Here is a 23,416-nt window from a genome sequence, read left to right as displayed (position 1 = left end):
GCGGTCTTGGCTATTTGGAGATCGCCCTACCCTCGCCGATCTGGCACTTCTGCCCTTTGTCCGCCAATTCGCCCATATAGACAGAGAGTGGCTTGACGCACAGGAATGGCCAAATTTGATTGCATGGCTGGATCGTTTCATGGAAAGCGAAGCTTTCATAAACGTAATGCACAAGTACGCGCCATGGGCAGAAGGCGACACGCCTCTTTGGTTCGGCGGCTAGGCTCAACATGGCGGCCCCCCGGCCCAAACCTGCCGTTTACCCGTGTTAGTAAGTGCTGCAACGCAGCACGCCAAAGGAGCCGTTCGCTGTAGGCGCGAAGCCTGTAAGCGGTTTCAAAAATACGACAAGGAAAATTAGAACCGCGTCCACACTCAATTCGCGACCCGATTGGCCAGTTTCACACGAGACCAATCAAACACGATGTTGAAGAAGAATGTATATATGACAATAAATACAATCAGTACCGCCTCCAGTTTCAACGCATCCCACAGTGTCAAGCTCATGGCCCAGGCTAGAACAGGCATTGTCAGCGCAACCAAGCTGCCCTCGAACAGCAGCGCATGGGCCAATCGCACCAATGCCGATTTTTGCGTGTTCTTGCGAATGTTTGCCAAATACCAATCAAACGTCATGTTAAAGACCACATTCCACAGCATCGCTGCAAAGGAAAAGAACACACCAAGGATCAGGGATTTCTGAACATCGACATGCGAGATCAGCGGCAGCAGTAGGGCGATGCTCAGCAGCGCAAAAACCTCAAACAGCACCGCGTGCACCATCCGACCAGCAAAACTCATGAGAATTTTCCTCAATTCATGTCCTCGGAGGAGTTTTACTCTGTTGTTACGATCAATAAAGCTAGATAGCATCTGATAAACAGATAGTTGGTGGAGAACTCCTGATGCGCGCATCATTCGAACAGTTGGAGGCATTCGTCACCACCCACAGCGAAGGCTCCTTTTCCGCGGCAGCCCGAAAATGCAACAAAGCGCAATCGGTGATCAGCACTCTGGTCGCCAATCTTGAGGTCGATCTGGACGTCGAGCTTTTCGACCGCAGCCGAAGATACCCGACCCTTACCCAGGCAGGAGAGGCATTGATTTCGCCAGCCCAAATTCTGTTGGAACGGCGCAGCCGGTTTCTGGCTATCGCCGATGCCTTGTCGATGACCCTGGAGAACCGTGTTACGCTCGCCATGGCGCCGCATATCAAGCTGGCGAACCTGGGTGAGATCATCCGCACCTTCAATGCTGAGTTCCCATCCGTCGATGTGGAAATTCAGTCCTTTACAGCCGGGGAGATTCAGCGATTGATCGTCGAGGGTGGAGTGGATCTGGGCATTATTCTAGAACCCGAAGGTATCCCACAGGCGCTCGACTTTCGCTCACTGGGCACACTCAGGTTGGTCTGCGTCAGCCATCCGGAAAGCCCGCTTGCGCAAATGCCGTCGGTCTCATGGGAGGAACTACGTCTGCATCGTCAGATTTTGTTGAAGGAAGCCGACAACCCCAACAGCGCTATCCTTAAGGCCTCGCCGTCGATTTGGCAGGTTAGCACTGCAACGGAGGCCATCGATCTTGTGCAGGCCGACCTGGGGTGGTCGGCGCTGCCTCTGCACGCAGTGGATGTCTTTGTTCAGACCGGAGCGTTGAAAATCCTGCCCCTGCAATTTGAGACCAAACCATATGCCGAACGCGCGGTGGATATGGTCTGGTCATTCAAAAAGCCCATGGGTCAGGCAACAGCCAGGCTGTTAGAGCAACTATCAGAAAAAGCTGTGATCCAGAACTCCACTGTGACTTAGATCTCGCCGCGAAGTTCCTCGGCAAAAGAGGAAATCGTGTGCTTCGGTGATCCAAGAACCTCACGGGTTTCACTGTCCACCTGTTCTTCCTTCAACTGCTGCACGAATGTTAGCAAGTGTTCGATAAAAGCCGCTTGCTCTTCCGGCAACCCCATCTGGCCAACCGCCTCCATAGGCAACCGGATGACTTCTGCCTCAGGAGCGTAGGTTTTCAGAAACTCTGTCGCCCCCTCGGTATAGTTCTTGGCTTCTTGACCCTGAACGGCAAACTCTTTGTTTTTGGCCGCGTCGTTATCAATTGCATTGAAGACAAGATCGGCCAGATCGCTGGAATTGGTGAACCAGATTGGATGAACGTGATTTCCGATGACGGCCAGTTGGTTGTCCATCAGGAATTTTGGCAGTGAATCTAGAAAGAAAGAGCAGTAGAAGAATGTAAAAGGAATGCCCGAAGCCTTGATGGCATCGATCCCGCTTTGGCGAATCGCATTGGTGCCATAGGCCATGCCTTCGGTCGAAAACTCTGGATATGCAGTGTCGACCCCTGCAATTTGCATGATGTGCTGAACGCCGGCTTCTTTCGCTGCCGCTACGACGTTGATCACACCTTCGCGTTCGGTGTGGAACGGCAAGGTGGTGTCCAGCGACTCGGTGTTTAGTGTGATGTACAGCGTCTCAGTGCCCTGCAAAGCCGTTGTCAGGCCGGCCGGATCCGATACGTCGCCGTGAACAAGGCGAACTTCTGCGGGCAGAGCGGACTTTGCCGCCACCGGATCCCGAACGATGGCGGTCACTTCTGCGCCTTTCTCCACGAGTTTTGCGGTCACGCGATGCCCCAGATGGCCTGTGGCGCCGATAATGGTGATCTTCTTTGTCATGATGGTATCTCCTGTTTCAGCAATGCTTTTACAGGCAAATATGCGATGCCTTTAGTTATATACCATCTGTTGAACAGATACTATTTGAAGCGCACTGCGATAAAACCAGTCTCTCCATTGCATCAGTATCAACCACCAAGTTTTTGAACATCTGTTCCGACCATTGCAGCGCGCCAGAGGTCAGAAGAAATGTTTCGGGAACAACGATCCACTCACCGATCCAGACCCCACCGGATCGTTCGTGTTCATGGTGGGTCAATTCGCCAATCTGCTCTGCCCGCTGGCGTCCCAGCCGGGCGACGGCTTCGCCAAACTCCGATGCCCGTTGATTTCGTTTGTGGGCCATCGCAGAGGACGCTCCTTTTCCGGGCTCGTGCCTTTCAGCGAATTCACCAATGTCGGATGATGACAGTTGATTGACATTGTGGGCAATTTTACAAAGCGTCCCGCAGAGTGCCCCAAGCGCTGTGAGAATTTCGGCGACCCCGTCACGAGCGTTCTGCCAGTGCGGCTCGACCACATTGAGCCCGAGCGAATGGGCAACATCCCGTTTGATCTGATGGCCGGCGCCATTTTCATAGTTACGCAAGTCCCCGACGGGACCACCAATCTGAACATTCAATCCACGTTTTGCCGCATCTTGAAGTGCCTCAGATCGCCGGCCCAGTTCAGATCGCCAGACCTCAAGTTTCGTGGCAAGGCGGATCGGCACAGCATGCTGACCATTGGTTCTCCCCATCATCATTGTGTCCGGGTGAGCAGAAACATGATGATGGATTGCTGCCATGACATTGCGGAGGGTGCCTTGTATCTGCTCAAGCCCCAGTTTCATCTGCAGCGCCAATGCTGTGTCCATGACATCCTGCGTTGTCGCACGGAAATGCACATGGGCCGCGTGGTCCGGCAGTAGTCCGCGCAGCTGCTTTACCAGCCCAACGATTGGGCGTCCGACAAGGATCATCTCAGCCTGCAGTTCGGCCAGATTAAGATCGCAGATTGAAACCGCTTCGAGCGCGGCAGCAGCATTGGTCGGAATCAGCCCAGCGGATGCTTGACGCGCCGCGAAAACCTGTTCGACCTTTAACCAGGCAGATATCGTCGCGTGCTCGCACCAGATCGACCGCATGTCCGCGCTGGAAAAGCAATCCCGGTAGATACCATAGTCAAGCATCCTCCAGCCCTCCGCGTGCGATGCGGCGTTCTTTGACGATGCCTCTGATCCTAAAGGCCAAGGCGGCAAGACCGACGATGATAAAAGCCAACGCTATGGGACGTTCAACAAAGATCATCGCACCGCCCTCGGACATCAGCAGGGATTGGCGGAAAGTTTCCTCGGCACCCTTGGCCAGGACAAAAGAAATTACGAACGCTGCAACGTTAAAGTCGTATTTCCGCATAAGCCAGCCGGCAAATCCTGCTACCGTCATGACGGTCACGTCGAACATCGATCCGCGGGCGGAATAGGCTGCCACGAAGGCGGTCAGGAATATCAGCGGATACAGAACATTGATCGGAATTTTCAGGATCAGGCGGGCAACTTGTGTGGCACCAAAATAGCCGATCAAACCATAGGCCAGAATACCGAGCATGCCGCAGGCGAAAAGTTTGTAGACCAGTTCCTTGTCTGTCAGGAACAGGGTTGGACCAACCTGAATGCCGTGGATCAGGAAAACTCCCAACAGGATTGCCCCGATGGTCGAACCCGGAATGCCCAGCGTCAGCAACGGAGCCATCGACGGACCGGACACAGCATTGTTGGCGGCCTCAGGCGCGGCAACGCCTTCCAGCGCCCCCTTGCCCCACATTTCGGCGTTTTTGGCGCGGCGTTTGCCCTCTCCATAGGAGATGAATGCCGCGATTGCCGATCCCAGACCAGGCAAAACACCGATACCTGCACCGATGAACCCACCGCGCAACGCATGTGGCAGGCAGGGTTTGTATTCCTCCCAAGTCAGGCTGTTTCCGTCTTCCGTGCTTTCGTTTTCCTCGGTCTCACCGGTCGCGTTGCGACGCGATTCCAGCTGGGCAAAAACCTCGCCGAGAACGAACACGCCGATCATCAGTGGCACAAGACCGACGCCATTGGACAGTTCAAACGACCCGAAGGTGTAGCGTTCTTCGCTTGAGATCGGGTCAAGCCCGACCATGGCGATCAGGATCCCCAACAATGCCGACGCCAGTCCTTTGACGATGGAATTACCGATGACTGAACCGATGACGACAAAAGCGGCAAAGTAGATGGCAAACGTTTCCGGCGGGCCAAGTTTCAGGGCAATGGCCGCGATGAAGCCGACACCGATGACCAGCAGGATATCTCCCATCAGGTCGCCGATGATGGACGAGATTGTTGCCACTTTCATCGCCTTTCCGGCCTTGCCTGCGCGCGCCAATGGGTAGCCGTCGATCTGCGTTGCGGCGCTGGCCGCCGTACCCGGTGTGTTGAACAGGATTGCCGCGATCGAACCGCCGTACCGCCCGGACTTGCCGATCACATACAGAAATGCGAGGGCAAAGATCGGCGACATGTAAAAGGTGATCGGCAGCAACATCGCAATAGCCGCAGAGGCGGTTAGGCCGGGTGTCGCACCAACTACCATCCCCACGACAGCTGCAAGAACGATGGCAAAAAGCAATGTAGGGTCAGTGATCACCGACAGAAGTGCGGGAAAAATCTCCATGGTATTTTACCCCTGAATCCAGCCGAGCAGGTCGAAGACCTCGCCGTATGGCGGGAACACGCCCAGCAGGACGAAAAAGATGAGATGGAAGACCAGCGGACAAAGAACAACGGACAGGGCCAGACCGACCCGGCTGCGTACGCCGAAAATAGAAAGGACAACCGGGGCCGCGATCGCGGTCGGCAGCAGGTAGCCAAACCAACGGAACGACTGCTGATACACCAAAGCAATGATAAACAGGCCGATGATCTGCAAGGTCGCACCGCTGTCCTGATCGTTGCCAGTGTCGCCCGCCGTCTGGCGCGTAGCACCCAACAGCATCACTCCGGACAGAGCGAGCAAGGCGAGAGCGGCAGAGAAAGGAACGATCCCGGCCCAGGTATCCCCCGGAGACGGCACAGGCACTTGCCAGGCCCCCCAGAGAGCAAAGAGCGAGATAAGGGCAAGCACCAGACCTTCTGCATAGGCACGCATGTCAATCCTCCCGAATTCAACAGGTACAAGGGGGACCGGGTGACTACAGCTCACCCGGCCCTGAGGACGTTAGTTGGTCAGACTTTGGACCAGAGGAGTGGCGTCCTCTTTCATCGTGGACAACGTTGCTTTGGCGTCTTTGCCACTTTGATAAACTGGACCAGTTCCGCGCGAGGCGAGTAGCTCGGCAAACTCGGGCTTTGCCGCGATCTGCTCAAGTGCAGTTTCCATCGCCGCGACCACTTCTGCCGGTGTGCCCTTGGGGGCAAACACGATCACTGGCGATGATACTGCGGCAAACGGAATGCCCAACTCACCAAACGAGGGTACATCAGTCATGATACCATCCCGATCCTGGCTGTTGACGGCCAGTGCGCGCAACTGTTCTTCGAAACCGGCCAGCTGCTGAACACCAAGGAACCCGAAATCAGCCTGTTCACCGATCAGAGCAGCCCGGGTCGGCCCACCGCCTTTGAATGGCACATCTTGCGCGTCGATCCCGTTGCTGGCCAGAAAGCCCAATCCGCCGACATGGTGGAACCCGCCACGCCCCGAATGCGCCCAACGCAGATCGCCAGGATTAGCCTTGGCCGCGTCGATCACATCCTGAACGGTCTGATAAGGGCTGTTGACAGGCACCATAAGTGACGTCTGCAATTGTCCGACCTGGGCGACGAAATCGAAGCTCTCCAACGCATCAATGTCGGTGTCCCGGGTCATCGTCGACAGCAGGAACGATCCTCCGGACGTCATCATCAATGTGTAGCCATCCGGCCGGGCACCAACCACTGCATTGGCCCCGTTCAGGCCACCCGACCCCGGCTTGTTGACCACAACGACCGGCACATCCAGCACGCCTTCCGCAGCGGCCGAGATCGCGCGGGCATAGGCATCAGTCCCACCCCCCGCCTTGTAAGGTACAACCAGATTGATCGGCCGTTTCGGCCAATCTGCGGCAAGGGTCGCGGTGGCCGTTGCGGTGACGGCTATGGCGGCGATTGCAGCACCAAGAAGCGTTCTGCGTTTCATGAGTAACCTCCCAATTTAGCTTGGGATCAAATTACGCCAAAACATCAATTGTAAAAAATGCAAAGGTGTTATCTACTCTTGCAAAATACGAAAGCATTCCGGGATGAACATCAAAGCCCTGCGCGCGTTCCGCGCGACATTGTCCGAAGGCTCGCTTGTTGCCGCGTCCGAAATCCTTCACCTCAGCCAGCCTGCGATCAGCCGCCTGATCTCGGGGCTCGAGGCTGAACTCAAGCTGACGTTGTTTGATCGCAGCGGCCGCAACCTGACCCCGACGCCAGAAGGGTTGGCGTTTTACCGCGAGGCGGGCCGCATCCTGGACAACCTTGATGAGGTACCACGTATCGCCGCCGAAATCCGGGCGGGTCGCACGGAAACTCTGCGGATCGTGACCATGCCCCGAATTGCGCAATCCCTATCGGCTCCGGCTGTAGCGCGGTTCATGAAGAACAACCCCGGCACAAATATCAACCTTGATGTTCGAGCAAGGCGTGAAGCGGGAAAATGGTTGGCCGGACGGGAATACGACATCGGAATTGGTGCGTTGCCAGTCGATCATCCCGGCATTGTCACAAAACCACTGTTGAGAGTGAGGGCCCAAGCCGTTTTGCCTTTGGATCATCGACTTTCATCCCAAGAGGAAATCGCGGCGGGTGATCTTGCGGAAGAGACCATTATTCGACTGATGCATGGTCTGTTGTTGCGTGACCAATTGGATGACATTTTTCATTCGGCAGGTGTTGTGCCGAAGCAAACGTGCGAAGTGGCAGCATCTCAACTCGCGTGCTCACTTGTTGCAGAGGGCGCCGGTGTAACGATCGCAGACGAGTTAGTTGCCGCGCAAACCAACTCGGAAAACCTCACGCTCGTGCCAGTGAAGCCCGAACGCTGGATGACGTTTGGCCTCCTCTACCCCATCTCGGCCTCGAAGCCTGATGCCCTTCTTCCGTTCGAAAAGGCATTGTTTGAAGTGGTCCATGCCTTGGCGATGCAAAGCCCGACACTTGAGCTCGCTCAATGACCGCATCTTCTGAAGCGCTTGGTTCAATAGATTTGGGCATATGGCAAGACTAAAGTGACTATACCTTTCCCCACCAATTACGGCCCATACCCGCCGTTCACGATCTCCGAAGTCGCTGCACTGCAGCTTTCTTGAACCGGACATTGGTGTCGAAAGCACACTCCATACTTTGGCAAACTCATAGTCACTTTTGGTGCGGATCGCAGCTTTGACGTCTGCCTACATTCGCGTTAGCCGCTTCCAAGCAACACTGACCGTGAGGAGATGAGTGTTCTACTAACTTCAGACAGGGTTCTTGCATGGCGTCAGTATCTTAAATTTAGCTTAGTAGCATCTCCAGAAAGTCTTTTCCGCGCACAAAAGTCCACCAGCTTGCAATCGTTCCGCAGCCGATCGCAATCGACACCCTTAGCGACATCTCCGGTGTTGGGCCCAGCCTTGCGAATAAGGACAGAAGCGGCCAGGTCACCAAGACAATTGCCAGTTGACCAACTTCAACGCCGACATTGAAGGCCAATAGGCTCTGCCAGATATTCGGAGAAGTTACTTGCAGAATTTCGTGCAAAACGAAACTGAAGCCGAGACCGTGAAGAAGGCCCATCAGGACAGTAACGACAAAAACCTTTCTGTTGGAGCCGATATCTGAGCCGCCCTCCAACACTGCCAGAAAAGCCGCATAGATTATGGACAAAGCAATGCCCGTTTCCACGAATGGGACAAACCATGCGCCCGATGGTACGTAACCAAAGAAGCCAAGCGACAAGGTAACGCTATGACCAACTGTAAAGCCGGTGACGCGCCAAAGGAGGGAATGCAATCCGCGTGCGCCAATAACGAGGCAAATAACGAATAGCACATGGTCGATGCCCGCCAGAATGTGGCGCACGCCCTCCCAGACGAAGGTTGTGATCCCTGCCATTCTGGATCGGGAAACCGCGACAGGTTCCTTCATCAACCCACGCGTCCGAAAAACCAAAGGGTCACCGGACCCGTAGTCCAGAATGAGGTTCGCGGTCATTTCCTGGTCCGGCAGACCGGGGTCCAGCAGGCTTGCGAGGGTATAGGCCGACGGCGCGTATCCGAGCGGGTAGTACACGACCACATCTACAACGACATCGCCGACATAAGCGGGCGGGCTAACCTGCAGGGTTGAGCCTTGGGCTACGGACCATTGGGCTTCTTTCAAGGTTGCAAACCCGGGTTCTTCACCCACCCGATGGACCGAAACAGATTCAACGACACCGGGGGTGCGCGTATCCTGAGTTGTTAAAACTGTACCAGATTCAACGATTTGCCCAAGCCCTAGCGGGTCTGTGACAAACTCGGAAAGGTCAACAAAGTGAACGACCTGACCGTCCTCAATGACGTTTGTGGTAAAGGGTGCCGGTGACGGAAGGCCGTCTTCACCTGGTGCGCCAATCTTGTCCGCAACAAGATAGGGCATCGGTACACGCAGAAAGATGCGGAGCCCGTCACTTGTGTGTTCAATATGAAAGACGCGCACGTTGAGGTTCAGAAGGAAATGCGCCTGACCTGCAACCGCAGTGACGACAAGAAACGCAGTTACGCAAACCAACAGTGTTTTTCGCATACCATCAGACATCGGGGGAACGTGCCTCCAGCACTGTGATGGCGGAGAGAAGCCAGTTTCCCCGGTCAGGTCGAAACTCTACCCGGGCGCGATAGTCCACGCGGCGGCGGTGATCATGCCCCCAATGTCCGGCCCGCGCGTCGACACGCCACTGTACGACACCTTCGAACCGTCCTTTGCCGGTCATTTCTCCTTGGACGATGACAACATCCGAGACATCTGTGATCTGCGCCCGACCGCCACCGGGCACCCGGATCGTCAGGCTGGTTTCCAGCTCAGCGGCCACATCGGACAGCGAGGCATCGAAGACGATTGGTTCGAGTGCTTTTTTCCGCTCTTCGGGGAACACTTCAAGCGCTGCTACATATGTGTTGGTCAGAAGCCGGGATAGTGCACCCGTCGCAATCTGGGTGTCGGATTGGCCAGAGATCGGGATCAGGACAGGAGTTGTGTGTTTCCCTGAAAAAGCGATACCCGCAAAAAGTGACATCATCGAGAGCGCCGCTATGCCAATCACTAATTTCCTGGAGGACAGGAACGCGATCACGCTTGAGGCAGCGGACAGGACAACAACCAACACCGCCCACACCGGTAGGACCAAGATCCCCGCCGCCTGAACCGGCGCAACTCTGGGGTCGTCATATCGCCTTAGGTGATTGGTCCATGTGACGACGGGGTCGTCCGCCGATGCCCAGGCAAAGAACGGGCCGGCAACGTCGGTCAGAGTCATCGGGACTGTCTGTATCGCGCCATCAAACATGTCCCAGTTGATTGACGCTGTGGCTGGCAACTCGGATACCGGATAGGTCAGTATCACACCGACAAATGTCGTATCGGTCACAAGCGTTTGGGCGCCTTCAACGACCTGAAACCCGCGTTCCCCTAACGTCAGAAATGTTCCACGGACCGCAGCAGGTACGATCGCCTCACCAGAGATGCTCAGCGGATTGCGGTCTTTGAATTCGTCCAGAGCAGCGGTCAAAATCTGTGACTGATGCGCTGGATCCAGCTGGGCACCCGTCGTCAATTCCTGGTCGATCCACGGCGCAAGGTCCCGAACCCGGATGAGGATTTCATGCCGAAGTTCACGCGGCGCCACATACAGGAATGACGAAGTGCCGTCTTGTGCCGAGCGGTTGAGATTGGGGTTTGTGAAAGCTGAAAACCACGGATCGGTCCAGTCAATCGTCAGTTGCATATCTGTTTTCAGAAAACTGAACCGCGAAACCGGGACCGAACGGTCGAAAACCATGAACCCAATTGAGGCTGCGGGCGCTCCATCCTCGGCATAGGGCGGGCTCAGGATCAGAGTTTCAGGTCGCGCGCCCTCAAAACTGTAGAAGACCTCAAGATACATAACGTCCGGATTTTCAGGCGGACCAGGGATCGGCCTTCCGGTGAGGGGGTCGGTCATTCCGGCAAAAGGCGAGGCCCGGTCGACTCTTGGCCGACGCTGCACGGTCAGCAGATCAAACGGCAGCGGTTTCCCGTCAGCACGCGCAATTCGAAAGCTTTCCAAACCCTCGCCGGATGACTGATGAAATTTGGCCGGGGTCGTATGCGATGCAGACGCAAGCCTTGATTGAAATGCGCGTTCGAATTCAGCCAAGTCCTCGGGGTAGATTTCCAGTTCAAGATGAACGCCCTCGTCCTCTATCCGGAACACCGCAATATTCCTGGCGACTTCCGCCCCGGTGTAGGGGATCACGTCACCCCTTGTGGCGGTCGCAAAAACGGAAACCGCCAATACCGCCAACAGGCATCTGATCTGTGTCGATACTCTCGTCATAGGCCGTAGAAACGCTGTCACGTCCTCCCTACAGTTATCTCGGATACACAAGCGTCGCGGACAGCCGAGCCCCCCAACCATCGGGGCCGGTATCCGGAGACGCCAGGTAGTAGCGCGCGCCAGCTTGCAGAGACACGCGCTGCTCCCCAAACCTGACCAGCTTTGAAATCATGAGGTTCACCGGGGCGGTCCACTCGTCTGTGGTCCAGTCATAGGTGGATTCGGAATTCACCGTGTATGTCCAGGCCTCTTTGGTGGTGTGCGCCAGGAAAGGCTGAAGATACGTCGAATTGATGTTGTCGCTTTCGACGGACCAGATGTGGTTACCCAAACCGCCGATGGTCCAGGGCCCCTCCTGAACCAGAACGACACCGGTGATACCCCCACCCCATTCGCCCACGCCCAGATCACGGTCACTGGATGTCGGCAAATAGAAGATGGGTCCGACCCCCCAAGTAAAGGACGACTTGGTCGGGCTGAACCAAAGGCTTACCGTGGTATCTCCGAACCCCTGGTTGCTTCCGGACGTGCCTGAAACATCGTTCTGCCATTTGTAAGGAATGATCGTCCGCGTAATCAGGTTCAGATTGGCGTTCAGCGAAAAGGGTATAACGGGCTGTATGTTCAGCGTTGTCTGATCGCCGTCGGCGCTGCCATAGCCGGTGTCGTAATTGAACTGGAACGGAACAGAGATCAGCGACGCCAGCGGGTTCGACAATTGTTTTGCCAATTCTGAGTCATCTGCCGCCGCTGTGTGGCTTGACACTAGGGCGACAAGAGCAACCGACACTGGCACGCCCAATCGGGGCAGTTTGAACATCGGGGATTTGGCAAGGGCTGACATCAATCCGTTCTTTCCTTGGAACACTTTCCCTCATGCAATCGGACAGAGGCGTATCGACCTGTGACACCTTTGTTTAAAGGCGCGCCCGGCAGGGGCGCGCCTTCCAATAGTGGGCTACTTGTCATCCGGCATCTTCGGCGGGGTGTACCCTTTCCATTTCCCGGCCAAAATCTTTTCAGATGGTTTCTTTTCCTTGGATCGCGGTGCGTTATTGTACGCCTCGGTCACCGATGGTGGCAGCGCGTATTCATCCACCGACGCCTCACGCACGATGATTTTGTCTTTGGTGACGTTGATAACAGTCAGATCGCGCGTTAGCGTAAGATCCCCGTCATAGGTTGTGCGGATGCCTTCGAGGATTGCCTGGTAATTCTCGGGCGACAGCACAGAATGATAACCAACCGCGTGACGAGGCTGGACTTCGGCCATGACTTTGCCAAAGGCCGCAGGCTCAGTGTGAACGCGCGTGGATACATACGTCGCCTGACCAAGGGTCCAACCGAAGTAAGGTGCCAGCGCTTTCGGTGGCAGGAAGGCCTCATGCGATGCGATGTCTGCGCCTTTGGCGTATTTCACGTACCAATTGTTCGGATAGGTGTCGCCGCCGAAAACATACTTTAGCCCGTTCCATTCCAAAGAATAGCTTACTGATCCATCCAGAAGGTGAATGGCCGGCCAGGACCGGATCGTCACACCGTTTTCCTCGTATACGATCTCATTTTCCTGCATATAGTCGAATTCGGTCACTTCGATCTTGCCGCCATCATCCGGCAATGCGCCCGTGCGACCTTCAAGATCCCAAGCGTAGGCTTTTTGGCTGTTTTCAACAAAAGCCTTTATGCCCAGTTCCGGGGTGGATCCGGTGGGTCCGAATATCCTCAAAGGGGTGTAGCGGCCGGACAGCCAACTACCGATGTGTAGCCCCATGAAGTCGCCGACATGGTCGACATGCAGGTGGCTGATGAATACCTTGTCGATCTTCGAGAAGTCTGGCCTGAGTGAAAATAGGTTGCCCATCGAACCCATGCCGACATCGAACAGGAACACATCGCCGTTGCCAAGCTCGACAAGAAACGAAATGGACACTGCAGCCTTTGTCTGGTTCGGCATGCCGGTTCCCAATGCAGTTATCCGCATTTCATCTGTCCCCAGGATTTCCGTATTCGGGAAATAGCTGGCCGGATACTCTTCGTCGCTGATCTGCGTGGCGGTTCTGCCGGTCGGCAGGTTTTCGGCATGAGCTGCGGCGACGCCAAAAGACATTGCCAAGGTCGTGCAGACGAATGCCAATTTTTTAAATCTTCTTCCAATGCAATAAAACATTTTCTCCTCCATCACTTCTCTTGTCTCAGTTGCAGACGAGGCCGGGCCCGCAGTTGCAAAGATCGTTCGGGTTATCGGGATTGTCGGCCGCGCAGTGACGAACCTCGCGGCGGTCGTGCCGACGATGCACGCCTGCCACCGATCCCGGCGACATTGGTCGGCCGAAATGGTCAATGAAAAGCGTCCCCGGGCCTGTAGTCTGCGGAATTTCACCCTTGATCACCTTGACGCCGGAATAGGTCATCGTTCCCTTGTCGTTCAGAGGACGCTGCGACAGCTCCACGACCACGTCGACGGGCTGCTCGCCTTCTGAAACGATGGTCAGCACGGCATTGGGCGGATCTGCGGCAAAGCTGTCATCGCCTTCCGACACCATATCCAGAAAGCCCTGTATGCTTTGTACACCCGCATACCGAACCGGCCGGTCGCAGAAAAATGTGATGATCGGGCTGACGTCTTTCATGGTTATCGTGCCATCGGTCATCGACACTGAACCGGCATTGTGCACGAACAAAGCCTTGCAGTCCTGGGTGTCGCTGTCCTGCGCATGAACGGTGGATATGAGGCCGAGCAGAAATGAAAACGCAATAAGCAGCGTCTTGCAGGTTAATTTCATCATTCTCGTCTCCTTTCGTGCCGGAATTCAGGTCGTGGTATCGGGCTGGCTCATTGGTGCCCTTGCGCCTTGGGTCGGGCCGTGGACTGATTGACGTATTCCATCAGTTCGATCTTCAGATCCTCGCAGATCTGCCGAAACTCAGCCGCTCGGGCTTGCCCGCGTTCCCCCTGAGCTTGAAAACTGCGGAATGCGGTCACCGCCTCGCCGAAATCGCGGCAAATGGCCTGAAACTTTGGGTCGCTCCGCGACAAAGACACGATTGTGAATTCATCGCTGGGCGATTGTTTCACCAGTTCCGAACATCCGGCAGCAAGATAGTTTTCCACTTGCTCCCCTCCCGGCAAGGCCCGTTGGCCGTCAGTGAGAAGTTGGTTCCAACGGCCTGTCCGCTTGGACGTCCGTGGAGACATCAGACTAACATCCGGGGTCTGAGGATTGGGGTACCGAACATGTTCGGAACATGTATCGTACGTTAAAAATTCTTTTGTTTGAATGTTGTGCTGGACGTGGCCCGAGTGAGCCGGGTACTGTTAGATTAGTTTGGATGGAACGAACACAGCCGACAGATACTGCGATGGAAAGTCAGTTATCCGAGCGGAAGTCAGCGCCGCCTCTGGAACAGGCGGCCATAGACGAACAGCTCGACCGTATGTTTGAGAGTTCTCAGTTTGGTGCAAATGATCGCCGACGCGCGTTCCTCAAATACATTGTCGATGAAACACTGGCCGGGAATGCTGACCGGCTGAAGGGTTATGCTATTGGCGTTTCCGTTCTGGGCCGATCCGAGGATTTCGACGCGACCTCAGATCCGGTTGTTCGCCTTGAAGCGCGGCGCTTGCGGCGCGAGCTGGAACACTATTACCTGACAGATGGAAGCAATGATCCCTTGGTGATTACCATTCCCAAAGGGTCTTATGTGCCGTCGTTCGAATTTCGGGATGTAACTTCGGCACCTTCCGATACTTCGGGGCGGACAGGCAGACGCGGCAGAACTGGCTGGCGGGCTCCAAACTGGGTCGTGTTGCTGTTGTTGACGCTGTTAGTGGGCGCGACAGCTTTCATGCTGTTCCAAAGTTTCGAAACTGAAACCCCCTCTACCGATCAGGCAGCCACGGACAATGACCTGTGGGGGAATTTGCCAGTCGTTGCCGTGATGCCGTTCAACCCGTTGGGAAACAGTGCTGTTACATCCATAGCGGCCCGAGGCATTGCCGAGGATATCACAACCGATCTGGCGCGGGTGCAGGCGCTGCGCGTGATCTCATACGCATCCACCGCCGGACTGTCCGAAGGGGCCGTTGACCTAATCGACGAAGGGCGCAAGCTGGATGCAACCCATGTTTTGCGGGGCAGCCTGCAGACGATGGCGGATGGATATCGGCTCAACATCGGTCTGGTCGATACGGAAAGCCGGGGCGAAATCTGGGCCAAGCGGTTCGACTATAAAACCAAGGATCGCTTCGACACTCAGACAGAGATTTCGCGCGAGATTAGCTCTACTTTCTCCATCGAATTATTCCCCGAACTGACTTCCAGAATAGAGGATGCGCGCTGGACTCGTAGGGATGCCAGAATTCTGTATCAGCAGGCACTGGACATCATTCACCCACCAAGCGACCCGTCGAGGTTCGACGCCGCACACACCCTGCTGCAGCGTGTGGTGCGGTTGGAGCCGGACACCCCGCACGGTTATGCGGGTCTGGCGTTCGCGGAAGCGCACCGAACCTGGTTTGGGCTGGCCTCAAACACCGATGAAACGCGCGACTTAATCAGGCAAAATGCTGAAATCGCGCTGGAAATGGACACGGCGAACGTTCGTGCGCTGTTGACGTTGGGCATTCTTGAAATCTTGATGGGAAATCCGCAACCTGCGATTGATTTCGGTGAACGTGCGGTCGAGCAGGAACCGAGTTCCAGCCTGGCTCATGGCTATCTGGGAATGTTTTTTTTGTACGCCGGGAAACCGGATCTGGCAATCACGCCGCTGAAACGGTCGCTAAGCCTCGATCCCCTAAGTATCCGGCGGCCCTACAGAAATATGCTGGGTGTTTCGTTATTCCACGCGGGAAACTATCGCGAGAGCCTGGACACGATACAGGAGAATCTGGACCTCGGCGGGCCGTTCGGTCCACATATGATGGCCTATCAGGCCGCTGGCAACGCCGCGCTCGAACAATTCGACCAAGAAGCGGAAATCATTGAAAGCCTTGCGGCCATGATCGCCGAAGGCGAGACCTTTCCACTCAGACAGTGGCTTGAAAAGGTGATATATGACCCAAAAATGATGCAGCCTTTGCTGGACGAGTACGAAAAGGCCAAAGCGCTGGCAGAAACGCGATAACGACAAACAGTATTGCGTCGGTGTGTATTGGCGCCCTCTGCCCTGTTGATCTTATGTCCGGTCCAAGGGCAATCGTCGATCTGTTTTGTATCGGCAGCGAAGGTCGGCTTTCCGCCCGTTTTCGTACCACACGCTCCCAGTATTGCCGACGGGGCAACGTGGCACCCCCGCCATTGTTATTCAGGCGCATTGATCGGAAGCCACTGCATCCCGAACAGAGGCCGGATCGCCTCGACCTTATTTTCGGAACCCGATGCCCGTTCGAGGATATCCAGCAGACTCTTACTGGGCGGCGTCCCGTCCAACGCCCGGAAAGCGACAGATTGCAACCGCGGATCAAGCTCTGTCTTTGCCTTCAGCGCGAACTCTTTCCGCGCCAACTCCCGGTGCTCAGACACGAAGGCGTCAATCGCGCCAGCATGCACATCGACCGCCCTCATGACCTTGTCATGGCAGGAATGAACCTGCGCAGCAGCCTCGGGCGCCAGTAACGGCAAGAAATCGTCCAACGCGCCTTTAGAAATGGCCCGTTGGCCTTATCCTTTCAGGCATGCCTTTTCTCCAAGAAATGTTAAACCACGTCGAGCAACTTGCGCGCCGTTTCTTCCCAATCGAATTTCCGCGCCTGAACCCGGTTATCCGCCAAGTCGAGCCCGCTGGTCACGACCGCATCGGAAAACCTTCACCATTCCTGCCGTTGGTCATTCAAATACACAATATGAGTCAAGTTCACATCCAGAAACACGAATACCCACGGTTACGCGCGGGCCTCGGAAAGAGGGCAATACAAGCTTGCCCCTCATAATCCATGTGGAGCGAGGCGGATTGAAAGTCAAGTACAGGGACAACCAAGCGATACCAATCTGGCGAGATGGATTTACAGGGACGGATATCCAAAAAACCGGGTACGGCGCCGTTCGCTCAACGCTCTTCCCAGCCCGCCCTTCGACCGCACCAGCTAGAGCAAGCAGGGGGAATCTGGTCGTATCTCACCCGGCCGACCTGTGACTTGGGGTGTTATTTTGCGATCAAGGGTGACTAACCGGTCTTTACGATCCGTAAAGCTATCAGGCGCGCCGCCCCCGTTCTGACCTCTGACCTGGTCGACGGCGATCCTATTGCCCAACAGCCGGACAGTTCCCAACAATTGAACGGCTGCATTGCTGTTGGTCTATCAAGAAAGACTGATCTTTGTCCTGAGCTTAGCCACAAAAGGCAACTTATCTTGGCGGTGATGGCAAGTTAGCAAAAGCGATTAAAATAATTATCAATACCTACAATAGGTTAATCTTTCTGGAAAGGCAGAATTTCTCTGCATTCCACAAAAGATTGTCAAATTCAGAGATATTTTGCCTTTTGACCAACTAACTTACCTTTCCGCCAACTAAAGTTACCTCCAGTAGCCTGAAGTGTCGCGAGTTCAAGTCCTAATTTTGAACGAACGGCCCAAAGCGGTCACTGGCGCTGTGCCATCATTCTGCGGTTGCAACCCGCATTTCTGCCATTCACTACGCCCCGCACGAAAGGGTAGTGCGCGCTACTTTGCTACCTGACACCCATCCTTCGCAGCGGTTTCGATAGTCCTTAAAATGCTGTTGTATTTTTTGAGGCCGCTCATCTGAGACAATGTAACCAAACCCGCCCATTCCGGGCCTTCAAATTTCACCCACCGTCGCCCGAAAATTTAGTCACGTATGACCTAAAATACAGGCCTCAGACACGTCCAAATCCAAATCTGAACAACCGACCGAAGGTCGATTAAACCACGTACCGAGACAGATATGTGTAGATGTGGTAATACTTTAGCATCGTCCTAACACCCTCGAGATCGAATTGATTGGTCGGGAAGCAACTATGGCGTATTTGTTCAAACTTTTTCTTGGAATTGTCATCTGTGCAGTGGCATTGATCATTCTTTTCTTCTGGCTGTGGGCCGTACCCAGCGTCGAGAACCACCCGATCGCGACCGATGCTGAAACCATTGCGCGGGGGGAGTATTTGACCGCTGCCGGCGATTGCACGTCTTGCCACACCACCGAGGGCGGAGCTGCGTTCGCAGGCGGACTTAAACTTGATACACCGTTCGGTGGAATTTATTCCGCCAATATTACCCCGTCGGATGAGGGCATCAAAGGCATGAACTCGGCCGAGTTCTACCAAGTCCTCGCTTATGGCTCTTACAAAACCTTTCAGCCTCTCTATCCAGCAATGCCCTATCCATCATACCACTTGGTGACACGCCAAGATTCCGATGCGATGCTTGCGTTTCTGATGACCCAGACGCCGGTCGACCAAAGCGTTCCCAAAAACGAACTGAGCTTTCCCTTCAACATCCGGCAGCTTGTGCTTTTTTGGAATGTACTCTTTGCGAAGCGGGGGACTTACGAACCGGATACCTCCCGAGACGCTGTTTGGAACCGGGGCGCCTATCTTGTTGAAGGACTGGGCCACTGCGGTGCCTGCCACACGCCACATAACACCTTTGGCGCCGCTGAGCGTAGCCGGGCGTTGGCGGGGGCACCGCTTGCGGATTATGAAGCGCCCGATATCCGGCCGGAGGCCCTGAAACAACGCGGATGGACTGCTGAATATCTGACCGAATTCTTCAAAACAGGACAAGGGCCCAAAGGTACAGCCTTCAAGGAAATGTATCTGGTGGTGAAGAATTCACTGTCGCAGTTGACTGATGAAGATCGGATCGCCATGGCGACCTATCTTCTGGACCTGCCATCCACCCCAAGTTTCGATAGCAACGTTGCGCTTGCTGCCACAGATGGGGAGACTGCAGACCCGTATCCAGAGGGGCGGGCACTGTTTTTGAACAATTGTTCGATGTGCCACGGCCCGCGCGGCAAGGGGGTCAAAGGTGGGGCGCCTCCGCTGGCAAGCAATTCCACGATTGCGCAGGTAGGGGGCCGCAATATGCTCTACGCAATTGCTAACGGATTTCCAGATCCCAGATCCGTCCCCAATTCCAGCCCGATGCCTGCCTTCAAGGACCGTATGTCCCCGACGCAGATCGTGCAATTGGCCAACTTCCTGCGGCACGCATTCGCAGCTGAAACACCAGACTTGCCCAAATTTACCGAGGCCGACGTTGAGGCGATACTGAAGTAGGTGACGCCTGCCGAGGATGGGAAAAGTGGAATATGACATGAGTGATGATCAAGAAAAGCAGGCTAAAAGCGAAACCGGCGTGACACGGCGCAGCGTGCTGACAGGCGGGGTCGGCGTGGCTACCGGTACGACGGTCACATTGGTTGCCGGGCTCGGAGCCGAAGGCGCAGCGGCTGGTCCTTTGCAACGCCCCTGGGCGACCGAACTGGGCGATCCGGTCGGTACAAATCCCTATGGCCACCCGTCCTCCTTCGAAAAGACAGTGATCCGTCGCCCGACCCCTTCCGAGTATGCACCAAAGGGTTATGTTCCACCAATGAACGAGTCCTCCTGGACCGGCACGCCGCTACAGGATCTGCGTGGGATCATCACACCCAACGGGCTGTTCTATGAACGATCCCACGGCGGCTATGCAGACATGGATCCGGCAAAGCACAAAGTGGTCATTCACGGGCTTGTCGACCGCAACCTCGAACTCAGCATGGAGGATCTGCGCCGCTTTCCAACTGTCACCACGTTCAGATTTCTTGAATGTTCCGGCAACAGCGATCTGATCTGGGGCAAAGCGACCTATGGTGGGCAGGAAACATCACCATATTTGACCGCGCAAGATATTCATGGCCTCCTCAGCTGCGCAGAGTGGACCGGCGTTCGGCTATCCGACCTTTTGCGTGAGGCAGGTGCCGATACAGCAAGGGCCAAGTGGTTGATCGTCGAAGGCGCGGATTCCGGAGCGTTGGCGCGCAGCTTGCCGATGGCTCGGGCACTGGACGATTGCATCCTGGCTTTTGCACAAAACGGCGAAATGCTACGCCCGGAACAGGGATATCCGGTTCGGTTACTCGTGCCTGGGTGTGAAGGCAATCTGAACATCAAATGGGTGCAGCGGATAGAGGTGACTGACCAACCCCTGTTTGCGACGTTTGAAACCGCTCAGTACACCGATCTGCAAAAATCCGGCAAGGCGTGGATATCCTCGCTGGTGATGGAAGCCAAATCGATCATCACCTTCCCGTCGGGCGGTCAGTCACTGCCGGAAAAAGGGTTCTACCAGATCCGAGGCATCGCCTGGTCTGGGCGCGGGAAGATTTCGCATGTGGATGTGTCACTGGATGGCGGGCGCAACTGGACCCCGGCGCAACTGACGGAGCCGGTGATGTCGAAGTGCCTGACCGAGTTCACCTTGCCCTGGAGATGGGACGGCAGTGAGACGCTTTTAATGAGCCGTGCCACTGACGAAACCGGCTATACGCAGCCTTTCGTTCAGCAACTCGTCGAAGCACGCGGCAAGTTCTCATCCTACCACAACAACGGCATTCAGGCGTGGCGAGTCGAAAGCAATGGCGAGGTGTATAATGCGCAGGGTTAACCTGATTTTCTTTGCCGTTCTACTGTTAACAGCCTCTGGACCGGCAGTTGCACAGACCGGCGACTGCAGTGATCGCCCCCTATGTCTGGGCCAGATAATCTCCGAGGCAGATCTGGCGGTCTGGTCCCTTAACGTTTTCCCCGATGGAACCGGGCTGCCCGATGGAATGGGCAATGCTGAAGAGGGTCGACAAATTTACAGGGACAAATGCTCGGCCTGCCACGGCGACGAAGGCGTCGGGGTAAAGGTTCTGCTGGATCGCGGTGCATTTCCAACCCTTGTCGGTTCGACGCCGCCCTTGACCGACACAGAGCAACAGCCTGCGCAAACTGTCGGCAGCTATTGGCCATATATTACAACTTTCTTTGATTACGTCCGCCGCGCCATGCCCTTTGCAACAGCCCATTCACTAAGCAATGACGAAGTCTATGCCGTCACCGCACATATCCTGGTGTTGAACGATATCCTACCTGCAGGAGCAAACCTGGACCGAGACAGTCTGATGCAAGTGACAATGCCTAACGTCGATGGTTTCATTTGCGATGCCCGCCCAGACGTGTTCGCGCCCCGCTGCATGTCAAATTGTTCTGTACCCGGCGACGCTGGTATTTCGATCGGACCGGGAGAGACTTATGGCAAACCAGTTCCTCTAACGGACTGCATGGTTCGATAGTAACTGCCAGAAGGTTTTTTGCAGACGATTGACGCTCAGGAAATTGGCTCGAGCATAACCACAGGTCCCAAACTTTAGTTTCGAAGACCATATCCAACCGCGACCCAGCAATAACTGTCTGTATATTTCTTTCAGGCGCACGTTCCAGCGGCGTAAAGCCGCCATCTGTCGAGTGCAATCCATGCTGCATTACGGCTCGTGACAGGAGACATTCGCTGCGCATGCGAGACTGGGCTCTGCGCGAACTCCGTCATACAATCATTCAAGTTTAGTGCCAGATATCCGGCAACTGTTCCTTTCTGCGGGCCATGAAGGATTGGAGCTCTTCGTCAATTCCCTCGTCGAGATGCGGTGCGTCATATTCCTTGAGGCTGGACTTCCATTTAGCGTTGGCCCGTTGCGCCATGTCGACCGCGCCTTGTTCGGACCAGTTTTCAAACGCCTGTGTGTCCGACAGTTCGGCGTCATAAAATGCGGTTTCGTAGTGCCTGAGGGTATGGGCGCAACCAAAGAAATGCCCACCCGGGCCGACCTCGGCGAATGCGTCCATGGCAAAGGCATCATCTTCGAGGGTCAGGCCGGCCATAAACCTATGCATTGCGCCCAGATAGTCCGCATCCATGACCAGCTTTTCGTAGGATAGCGTCAATGCGCCTTCTAGCCAGCCCGCAGATTGCAGCACGAAATTCGCGCCGCTAAGTACCGCGGCGTGCAAGGCGGTCACGCTTTCCATCATAGCTTGTGCGTCGGGCAGTTTGGAGCTGGTGAACGCGCCCGAACACCGCACCGGAAGGCCTACCCGCCGCGCCAATTGGCCGGCCACGTAAGATGCCAGTGCAGATTCCGGAGTGCCGAATGAAGGTGAGCCGGTCTTCAGATCAACCGAAGTAACAAAATTGCCAAAGATCACCGGCGCACCCGGGCGGACAAGCTGAGCCAGCGCGCATCCCACCAGGACTTCGGAATAGGCCTGGGTCACTGCAGCGATCATCGACACCGGTGCAGTGGCGCCTCCCAGAACGAAGGGGACGATGACTGGGCATTGCCCTGCGGCCGCATAGGTGCGGATCGCCCCCGACATCGCATGGTCGAAAACCAGCGGAGAGTTCATGTTAATATTTGCCATGATTACGCAGTTCCGATCCACAAAATCTGCACCGAAGGCAATGCGTGCCATCTCAATGCTGTCCGCAGCTCGTTCAGGAGCGGTTACCGATCCCATGAAGGGTTTGTCAGTCCATTTCAAATGAGCATAAACCATATCCAGATGGCGCTTGTTCACCGGCAAATCGGTCGGTTCACAGGTGGTTCCGCCGGAATGGTGCAGCCAGGGTGACATGTATACAAGTTTTGTCAGGTTCTCGAAATCCCGGATTGTTCCATAGCGACGACCACCGTCAAGATCGCTAACAAATGGCATGCCGTAGGCCGGGGCAAATATCACGTTATTGCCGCCCAGTTCGATAGTCCGTGCCGGGTTTCGGGCGTGCTGCCGAAAGACCCTCGGTGCTGTTTTGAGTAGATTTTGCAATAGGCCCGGTGGGAAACGAACCCGATCCCCCGATACATCCGCACCGGATGCGCGCCACAGCTTCAACGCCTCGGGATCATCGAGAAACTTTACCCCAACCTCCTGCAGGAGTTGCTCGGATCGAGCCTCAATCAACTCCAGTCCTTCATCGTGCATCAGGTCATAGGTAGGGATCTCGCGGCGAGCACCCGTGATCAACGGCGCCTTGGTTTGCGCCGAATTTCTGCGGGTATGACGTCGACGCGTGGCTGGCATGAGCTTTCCTGCAATTCACGGGTTTTCTACTGCAGGCTTCTCTAAAACTGTAGAGCGAGCTGCTCCAGAAACGACA

The 23,416-nt window shown here is 55.4% G+C and carries 21 protein-coding genes; 7 read left to right on the top strand and 14 right to left on the bottom strand.

Annotated elements, in window-relative coordinates; all coding sequences use genetic code 11:
* Window positions 1-223, top strand: a 223-nt coding sequence (locus ACR0KW_RS22315) for a glutathione S-transferase C-terminal domain-containing protein (protein ID WP_480806978.1), incomplete at its 5' end; no start/stop codon positions are given.
* Window positions 224-375: 152 nt separating this feature from the next.
* On the opposite strand, the gene ACR0KW_RS22310 is transcribed toward ACR0KW_RS22315, so the two are convergent.
* Window positions 376-801, bottom strand: coding sequence for a PACE efflux transporter (locus ACR0KW_RS22310; RefSeq protein WP_480806977.1), 426 nt, complete (start codon window positions 799-801; stop codon window positions 376-378).
* A gap of 104 nt (window positions 802-905) precedes the next feature.
* Between ACR0KW_RS22310 and ACR0KW_RS22305 the strand changes: the two genes are divergently transcribed.
* Entirely contained in the window at window positions 906-1,808 is a 903-nt protein-coding gene (locus ACR0KW_RS22305; protein ID WP_170326632.1) for a LysR family transcriptional regulator, read from the top strand.
* Here ACR0KW_RS22305 and ACR0KW_RS22300 read toward each other — a convergent pair.
* From ACR0KW_RS22300 to ACR0KW_RS22280, 5 genes are all read right to left on the bottom strand, one after another.
* A complete protein-coding gene (locus ACR0KW_RS22300; protein WP_480806976.1) occupies window positions 1,805-2,686 on the bottom strand; it encodes an SDR family oxidoreductase in 882 nt (293 codons plus the stop codon). The genes ACR0KW_RS22305 and ACR0KW_RS22300 overlap by 4 nt on opposite strands.
* 55 nt (window positions 2,687-2,741) lie before the next feature.
* Window positions 2,742-3,857 carry a lyase family protein gene (locus ACR0KW_RS22295; protein ID WP_480806975.1) on the bottom strand — a complete coding sequence of 372 codons (1,116 nt, stop codon included), beginning with the start codon at window positions 3,855-3,857 and terminating at the stop codon, window positions 2,742-2,744.
* Complete coding sequence (locus ACR0KW_RS22290; RefSeq protein ID WP_480806974.1) at window positions 3,850-5,364, bottom strand: tripartite tricarboxylate transporter permease; 1,515 nt, start codon at window positions 5,362-5,364, stop codon at window positions 3,850-3,852. Before ACR0KW_RS22290 ends, ACR0KW_RS22295 begins: the two co-directional genes overlap by 8 nt.
* A 6-nt stretch (window positions 5,365-5,370) precedes the next feature.
* Window positions 5,371-5,838, bottom strand: a complete 468-nt coding sequence (locus tag ACR0KW_RS22285) for a tripartite tricarboxylate transporter TctB family protein (RefSeq protein WP_480806973.1) — start codon at window positions 5,836-5,838, stop codon at window positions 5,371-5,373.
* 69 nt (window positions 5,839-5,907) lie between these two features.
* Window positions 5,908-6,867, bottom strand: a complete 960-nt coding sequence (locus ACR0KW_RS22280; RefSeq protein WP_480806972.1) for a tripartite tricarboxylate transporter substrate binding protein — start codon at window positions 6,865-6,867, stop codon at window positions 5,908-5,910.
* Window positions 6,868-6,970: 103 nt separating this feature from the next.
* On the opposite strand from ACR0KW_RS22280, the gene ACR0KW_RS22275 reads away from it, so the two are divergent.
* Entirely contained in the window at window positions 6,971-7,888 is a 918-nt protein-coding gene (locus ACR0KW_RS22275; RefSeq protein WP_480806971.1) for a LysR family transcriptional regulator, read from the top strand.
* A 319-nt stretch (window positions 7,889-8,207) separates the two neighbouring features.
* On the opposite strand, the gene ACR0KW_RS22270 is transcribed toward ACR0KW_RS22275, so the two are convergent.
* From ACR0KW_RS22270 to ACR0KW_RS22245, 6 genes are all read right to left on the bottom strand, one after another.
* The gene (locus ACR0KW_RS22270; RefSeq protein WP_480806970.1) at window positions 8,208-9,332 is read right to left on the bottom strand and encodes a HupE/UreJ family protein; all 1,125 of its coding nucleotides are present in this window, start codon (window positions 9,330-9,332) and stop codon (window positions 8,208-8,210) included.
* Window positions 9,333-9,483: 151 nt separating this feature from the next.
* Window positions 9,484-11,187, bottom strand: coding sequence for a hypothetical protein (locus tag ACR0KW_RS22265; RefSeq protein WP_480806969.1), 1,704 nt, complete (start codon window positions 11,185-11,187; stop codon window positions 9,484-9,486).
* 115 nt (window positions 11,188-11,302) lie between these two features.
* Entirely contained in the window at window positions 11,303-12,112 is an 810-nt protein-coding gene (locus ACR0KW_RS22260; RefSeq protein WP_480806968.1) for a transporter, read from the bottom strand.
* 114 nt (window positions 12,113-12,226) lie between these two features.
* On the bottom strand, window positions 12,227-13,375 hold the full coding sequence (gene gntH / locus ACR0KW_RS22255; RefSeq protein ID WP_480806967.1) for a guanitoxin biosynthesis MBL fold metallo-hydrolase GntH: 1,149 nt from the start codon (window positions 13,373-13,375) through the stop codon (window positions 12,227-12,229).
* 85 nt (window positions 13,376-13,460) lie between these two features.
* Complete coding sequence (locus ACR0KW_RS22250) at window positions 13,461-14,054, bottom strand: hypothetical protein (RefSeq protein WP_480806966.1); 594 nt, start codon at window positions 14,052-14,054, stop codon at window positions 13,461-13,463.
* 47 nt (window positions 14,055-14,101) lie between these two features.
* On the bottom strand, window positions 14,102-14,380 hold the full coding sequence (locus ACR0KW_RS22245; protein WP_480806965.1) for a hypothetical protein: 279 nt from the start codon (window positions 14,378-14,380) through the stop codon (window positions 14,102-14,104).
* 248 nt (window positions 14,381-14,628) lie between these two features.
* On the opposite strand from ACR0KW_RS22245, the gene ACR0KW_RS22240 reads away from it, so the two are divergent.
* On the top strand, window positions 14,629-16,395 hold the full coding sequence (locus ACR0KW_RS22240; RefSeq protein ID WP_480806964.1) for a tetratricopeptide repeat protein: 1,767 nt from the start codon (window positions 14,629-14,631) through the stop codon (window positions 16,393-16,395).
* 176 nt (window positions 16,396-16,571) lie between these two features.
* Here the strand turns inward: ACR0KW_RS22240 and ACR0KW_RS22235 are convergent, their stop codons facing one another.
* Window positions 16,572-16,892 (bottom strand): hypothetical protein, encoded by a 321-nt coding sequence (locus ACR0KW_RS22235; protein WP_480806963.1) that lies wholly within the window; start codon window positions 16,890-16,892, stop codon window positions 16,572-16,574.
* 1,357 nt (window positions 16,893-18,249) lie between these two features.
* Here ACR0KW_RS22235 and ACR0KW_RS22230 point away from each other — a divergent pair.
* Genes ACR0KW_RS22230 through ACR0KW_RS22220 form a run of 3 tightly spaced genes read left to right on the top strand, consistent with a single transcriptional unit; the run spans window position 18,250 to window position 21,554 of the window.
* Window positions 18,250-19,512: a c-type cytochrome gene (locus tag ACR0KW_RS22230; protein ID WP_480806962.1), complete on the top strand. Its 1,263-nt coding sequence runs from the start codon at window positions 18,250-18,252 to the stop codon at window positions 19,510-19,512.
* A 37-nt stretch (window positions 19,513-19,549) separates the two neighbouring features.
* Window positions 19,550-20,881, top strand: a complete 1,332-nt coding sequence (soxC, locus tag ACR0KW_RS22225) for a sulfite dehydrogenase (RefSeq protein WP_480806961.1) — start codon at window positions 19,550-19,552, stop codon at window positions 20,879-20,881.
* Window positions 20,868-21,554 carry a c-type cytochrome gene (locus ACR0KW_RS22220; RefSeq protein ID WP_480806960.1) on the top strand — a complete coding sequence of 229 codons (687 nt, stop codon included), beginning with the start codon at window positions 20,868-20,870 and terminating at the stop codon, window positions 21,552-21,554. The genes soxC and ACR0KW_RS22220 overlap by 14 nt, the downstream gene beginning before the upstream one ends.
* A gap of 268 nt (window positions 21,555-21,822) precedes the next feature.
* Here ACR0KW_RS22220 and ACR0KW_RS22215 read toward each other — a convergent pair whose 3' ends face one another.
* The gene (locus tag ACR0KW_RS22215; protein WP_480806959.1) at window positions 21,823-23,340 is read right to left on the bottom strand and encodes a trimethylamine methyltransferase family protein; all 1,518 of its coding nucleotides are present in this window, start codon (window positions 23,338-23,340) and stop codon (window positions 21,823-21,825) included.
* Between the last annotated feature and the right edge of the window lie 76 nt (window positions 23,341-23,416).

Source organism: Ruegeria sp. CG11 (assembly GCF_056537245.1).
The sequence above is the reverse complement of the archived record's forward strand: the minus strand, read 5'-3'. Positions and strand labels throughout refer to the sequence as shown.

Coding starts and splice junctions, on each gene's coding strand:
- ACR0KW_RS22270 (WP_480806970.1), bottom strand. CDS start 9,332: ATGCCCTATCTTGTTGCGGACAAGATTGGCGCACCAGGTGAAGACGGC.
- soxC (WP_480806961.1), top strand. CDS start 19,550: ATGAGTGATGATCAAGAAAAGCAGGCTAAAAGCGAAACCGGCGTGACA.
- ACR0KW_RS22260 (WP_480806968.1), bottom strand. CDS start 12,112: ATGTCAGCCCTTGCCAAATCCCCGATGTTCAAACTGCCCCGATTGGGC.
- ACR0KW_RS22290 (WP_480806974.1), bottom strand. CDS start 5,364: ATGGAGATTTTTCCCGCACTTCTGTCGGTGATCACTGACCCTACATTG.
- ACR0KW_RS22230 (WP_480806962.1), top strand. CDS start 18,250: ATGGCGTATTTGTTCAAACTTTTTCTTGGAATTGTCATCTGTGCAGTG.
- ACR0KW_RS22215 (WP_480806959.1), bottom strand. CDS start 23,340: ATGCCAGCCACGCGTCGACGTCATACCCGCAGAAATTCGGCGCAAACC.
- ACR0KW_RS22295 (WP_480806975.1), bottom strand. CDS start 3,857: ATGCTTGACTATGGTATCTACCGGGATTGCTTTTCCAGCGCGGACATG.
- ACR0KW_RS22310 (WP_480806977.1), bottom strand. CDS start 801: ATGAGTTTTGCTGGTCGGATGGTGCACGCGGTGCTGTTTGAGGTTTTT.
- ACR0KW_RS22240 (WP_480806964.1), top strand. CDS start 14,629: ATGGAAAGTCAGTTATCCGAGCGGAAGTCAGCGCCGCCTCTGGAACAG.
- ACR0KW_RS22285 (WP_480806973.1), bottom strand. CDS start 5,838: ATGCGTGCCTATGCAGAAGGTCTGGTGCTTGCCCTTATCTCGCTCTTT.
- ACR0KW_RS22220 (WP_480806960.1), top strand. CDS start 20,868: ATGCGCAGGGTTAACCTGATTTTCTTTGCCGTTCTACTGTTAACAGCC.
- ACR0KW_RS22280 (WP_480806972.1), bottom strand. CDS start 6,867: ATGAAACGCAGAACGCTTCTTGGTGCTGCAATCGCCGCCATAGCCGTC.
- ACR0KW_RS22300 (WP_480806976.1), bottom strand. CDS start 2,686: ATGACAAAGAAGATCACCATTATCGGCGCCACAGGCCATCTGGGGCAT.
- ACR0KW_RS22305 (WP_170326632.1), top strand. CDS start 906: ATGCGCGCATCATTCGAACAGTTGGAGGCATTCGTCACCACCCACAGC.
- ACR0KW_RS22250 (WP_480806966.1), bottom strand. CDS start 14,054: ATGATGAAATTAACCTGCAAGACGCTGCTTATTGCGTTTTCATTTCTG.
- ACR0KW_RS22275 (WP_480806971.1), top strand. CDS start 6,971: ATGAACATCAAAGCCCTGCGCGCGTTCCGCGCGACATTGTCCGAAGGC.
- gntH (WP_480806967.1), bottom strand. CDS start 13,375: ATGTCTTTTGGCGTCGCCGCAGCTCATGCCGAAAACCTGCCGACCGGC.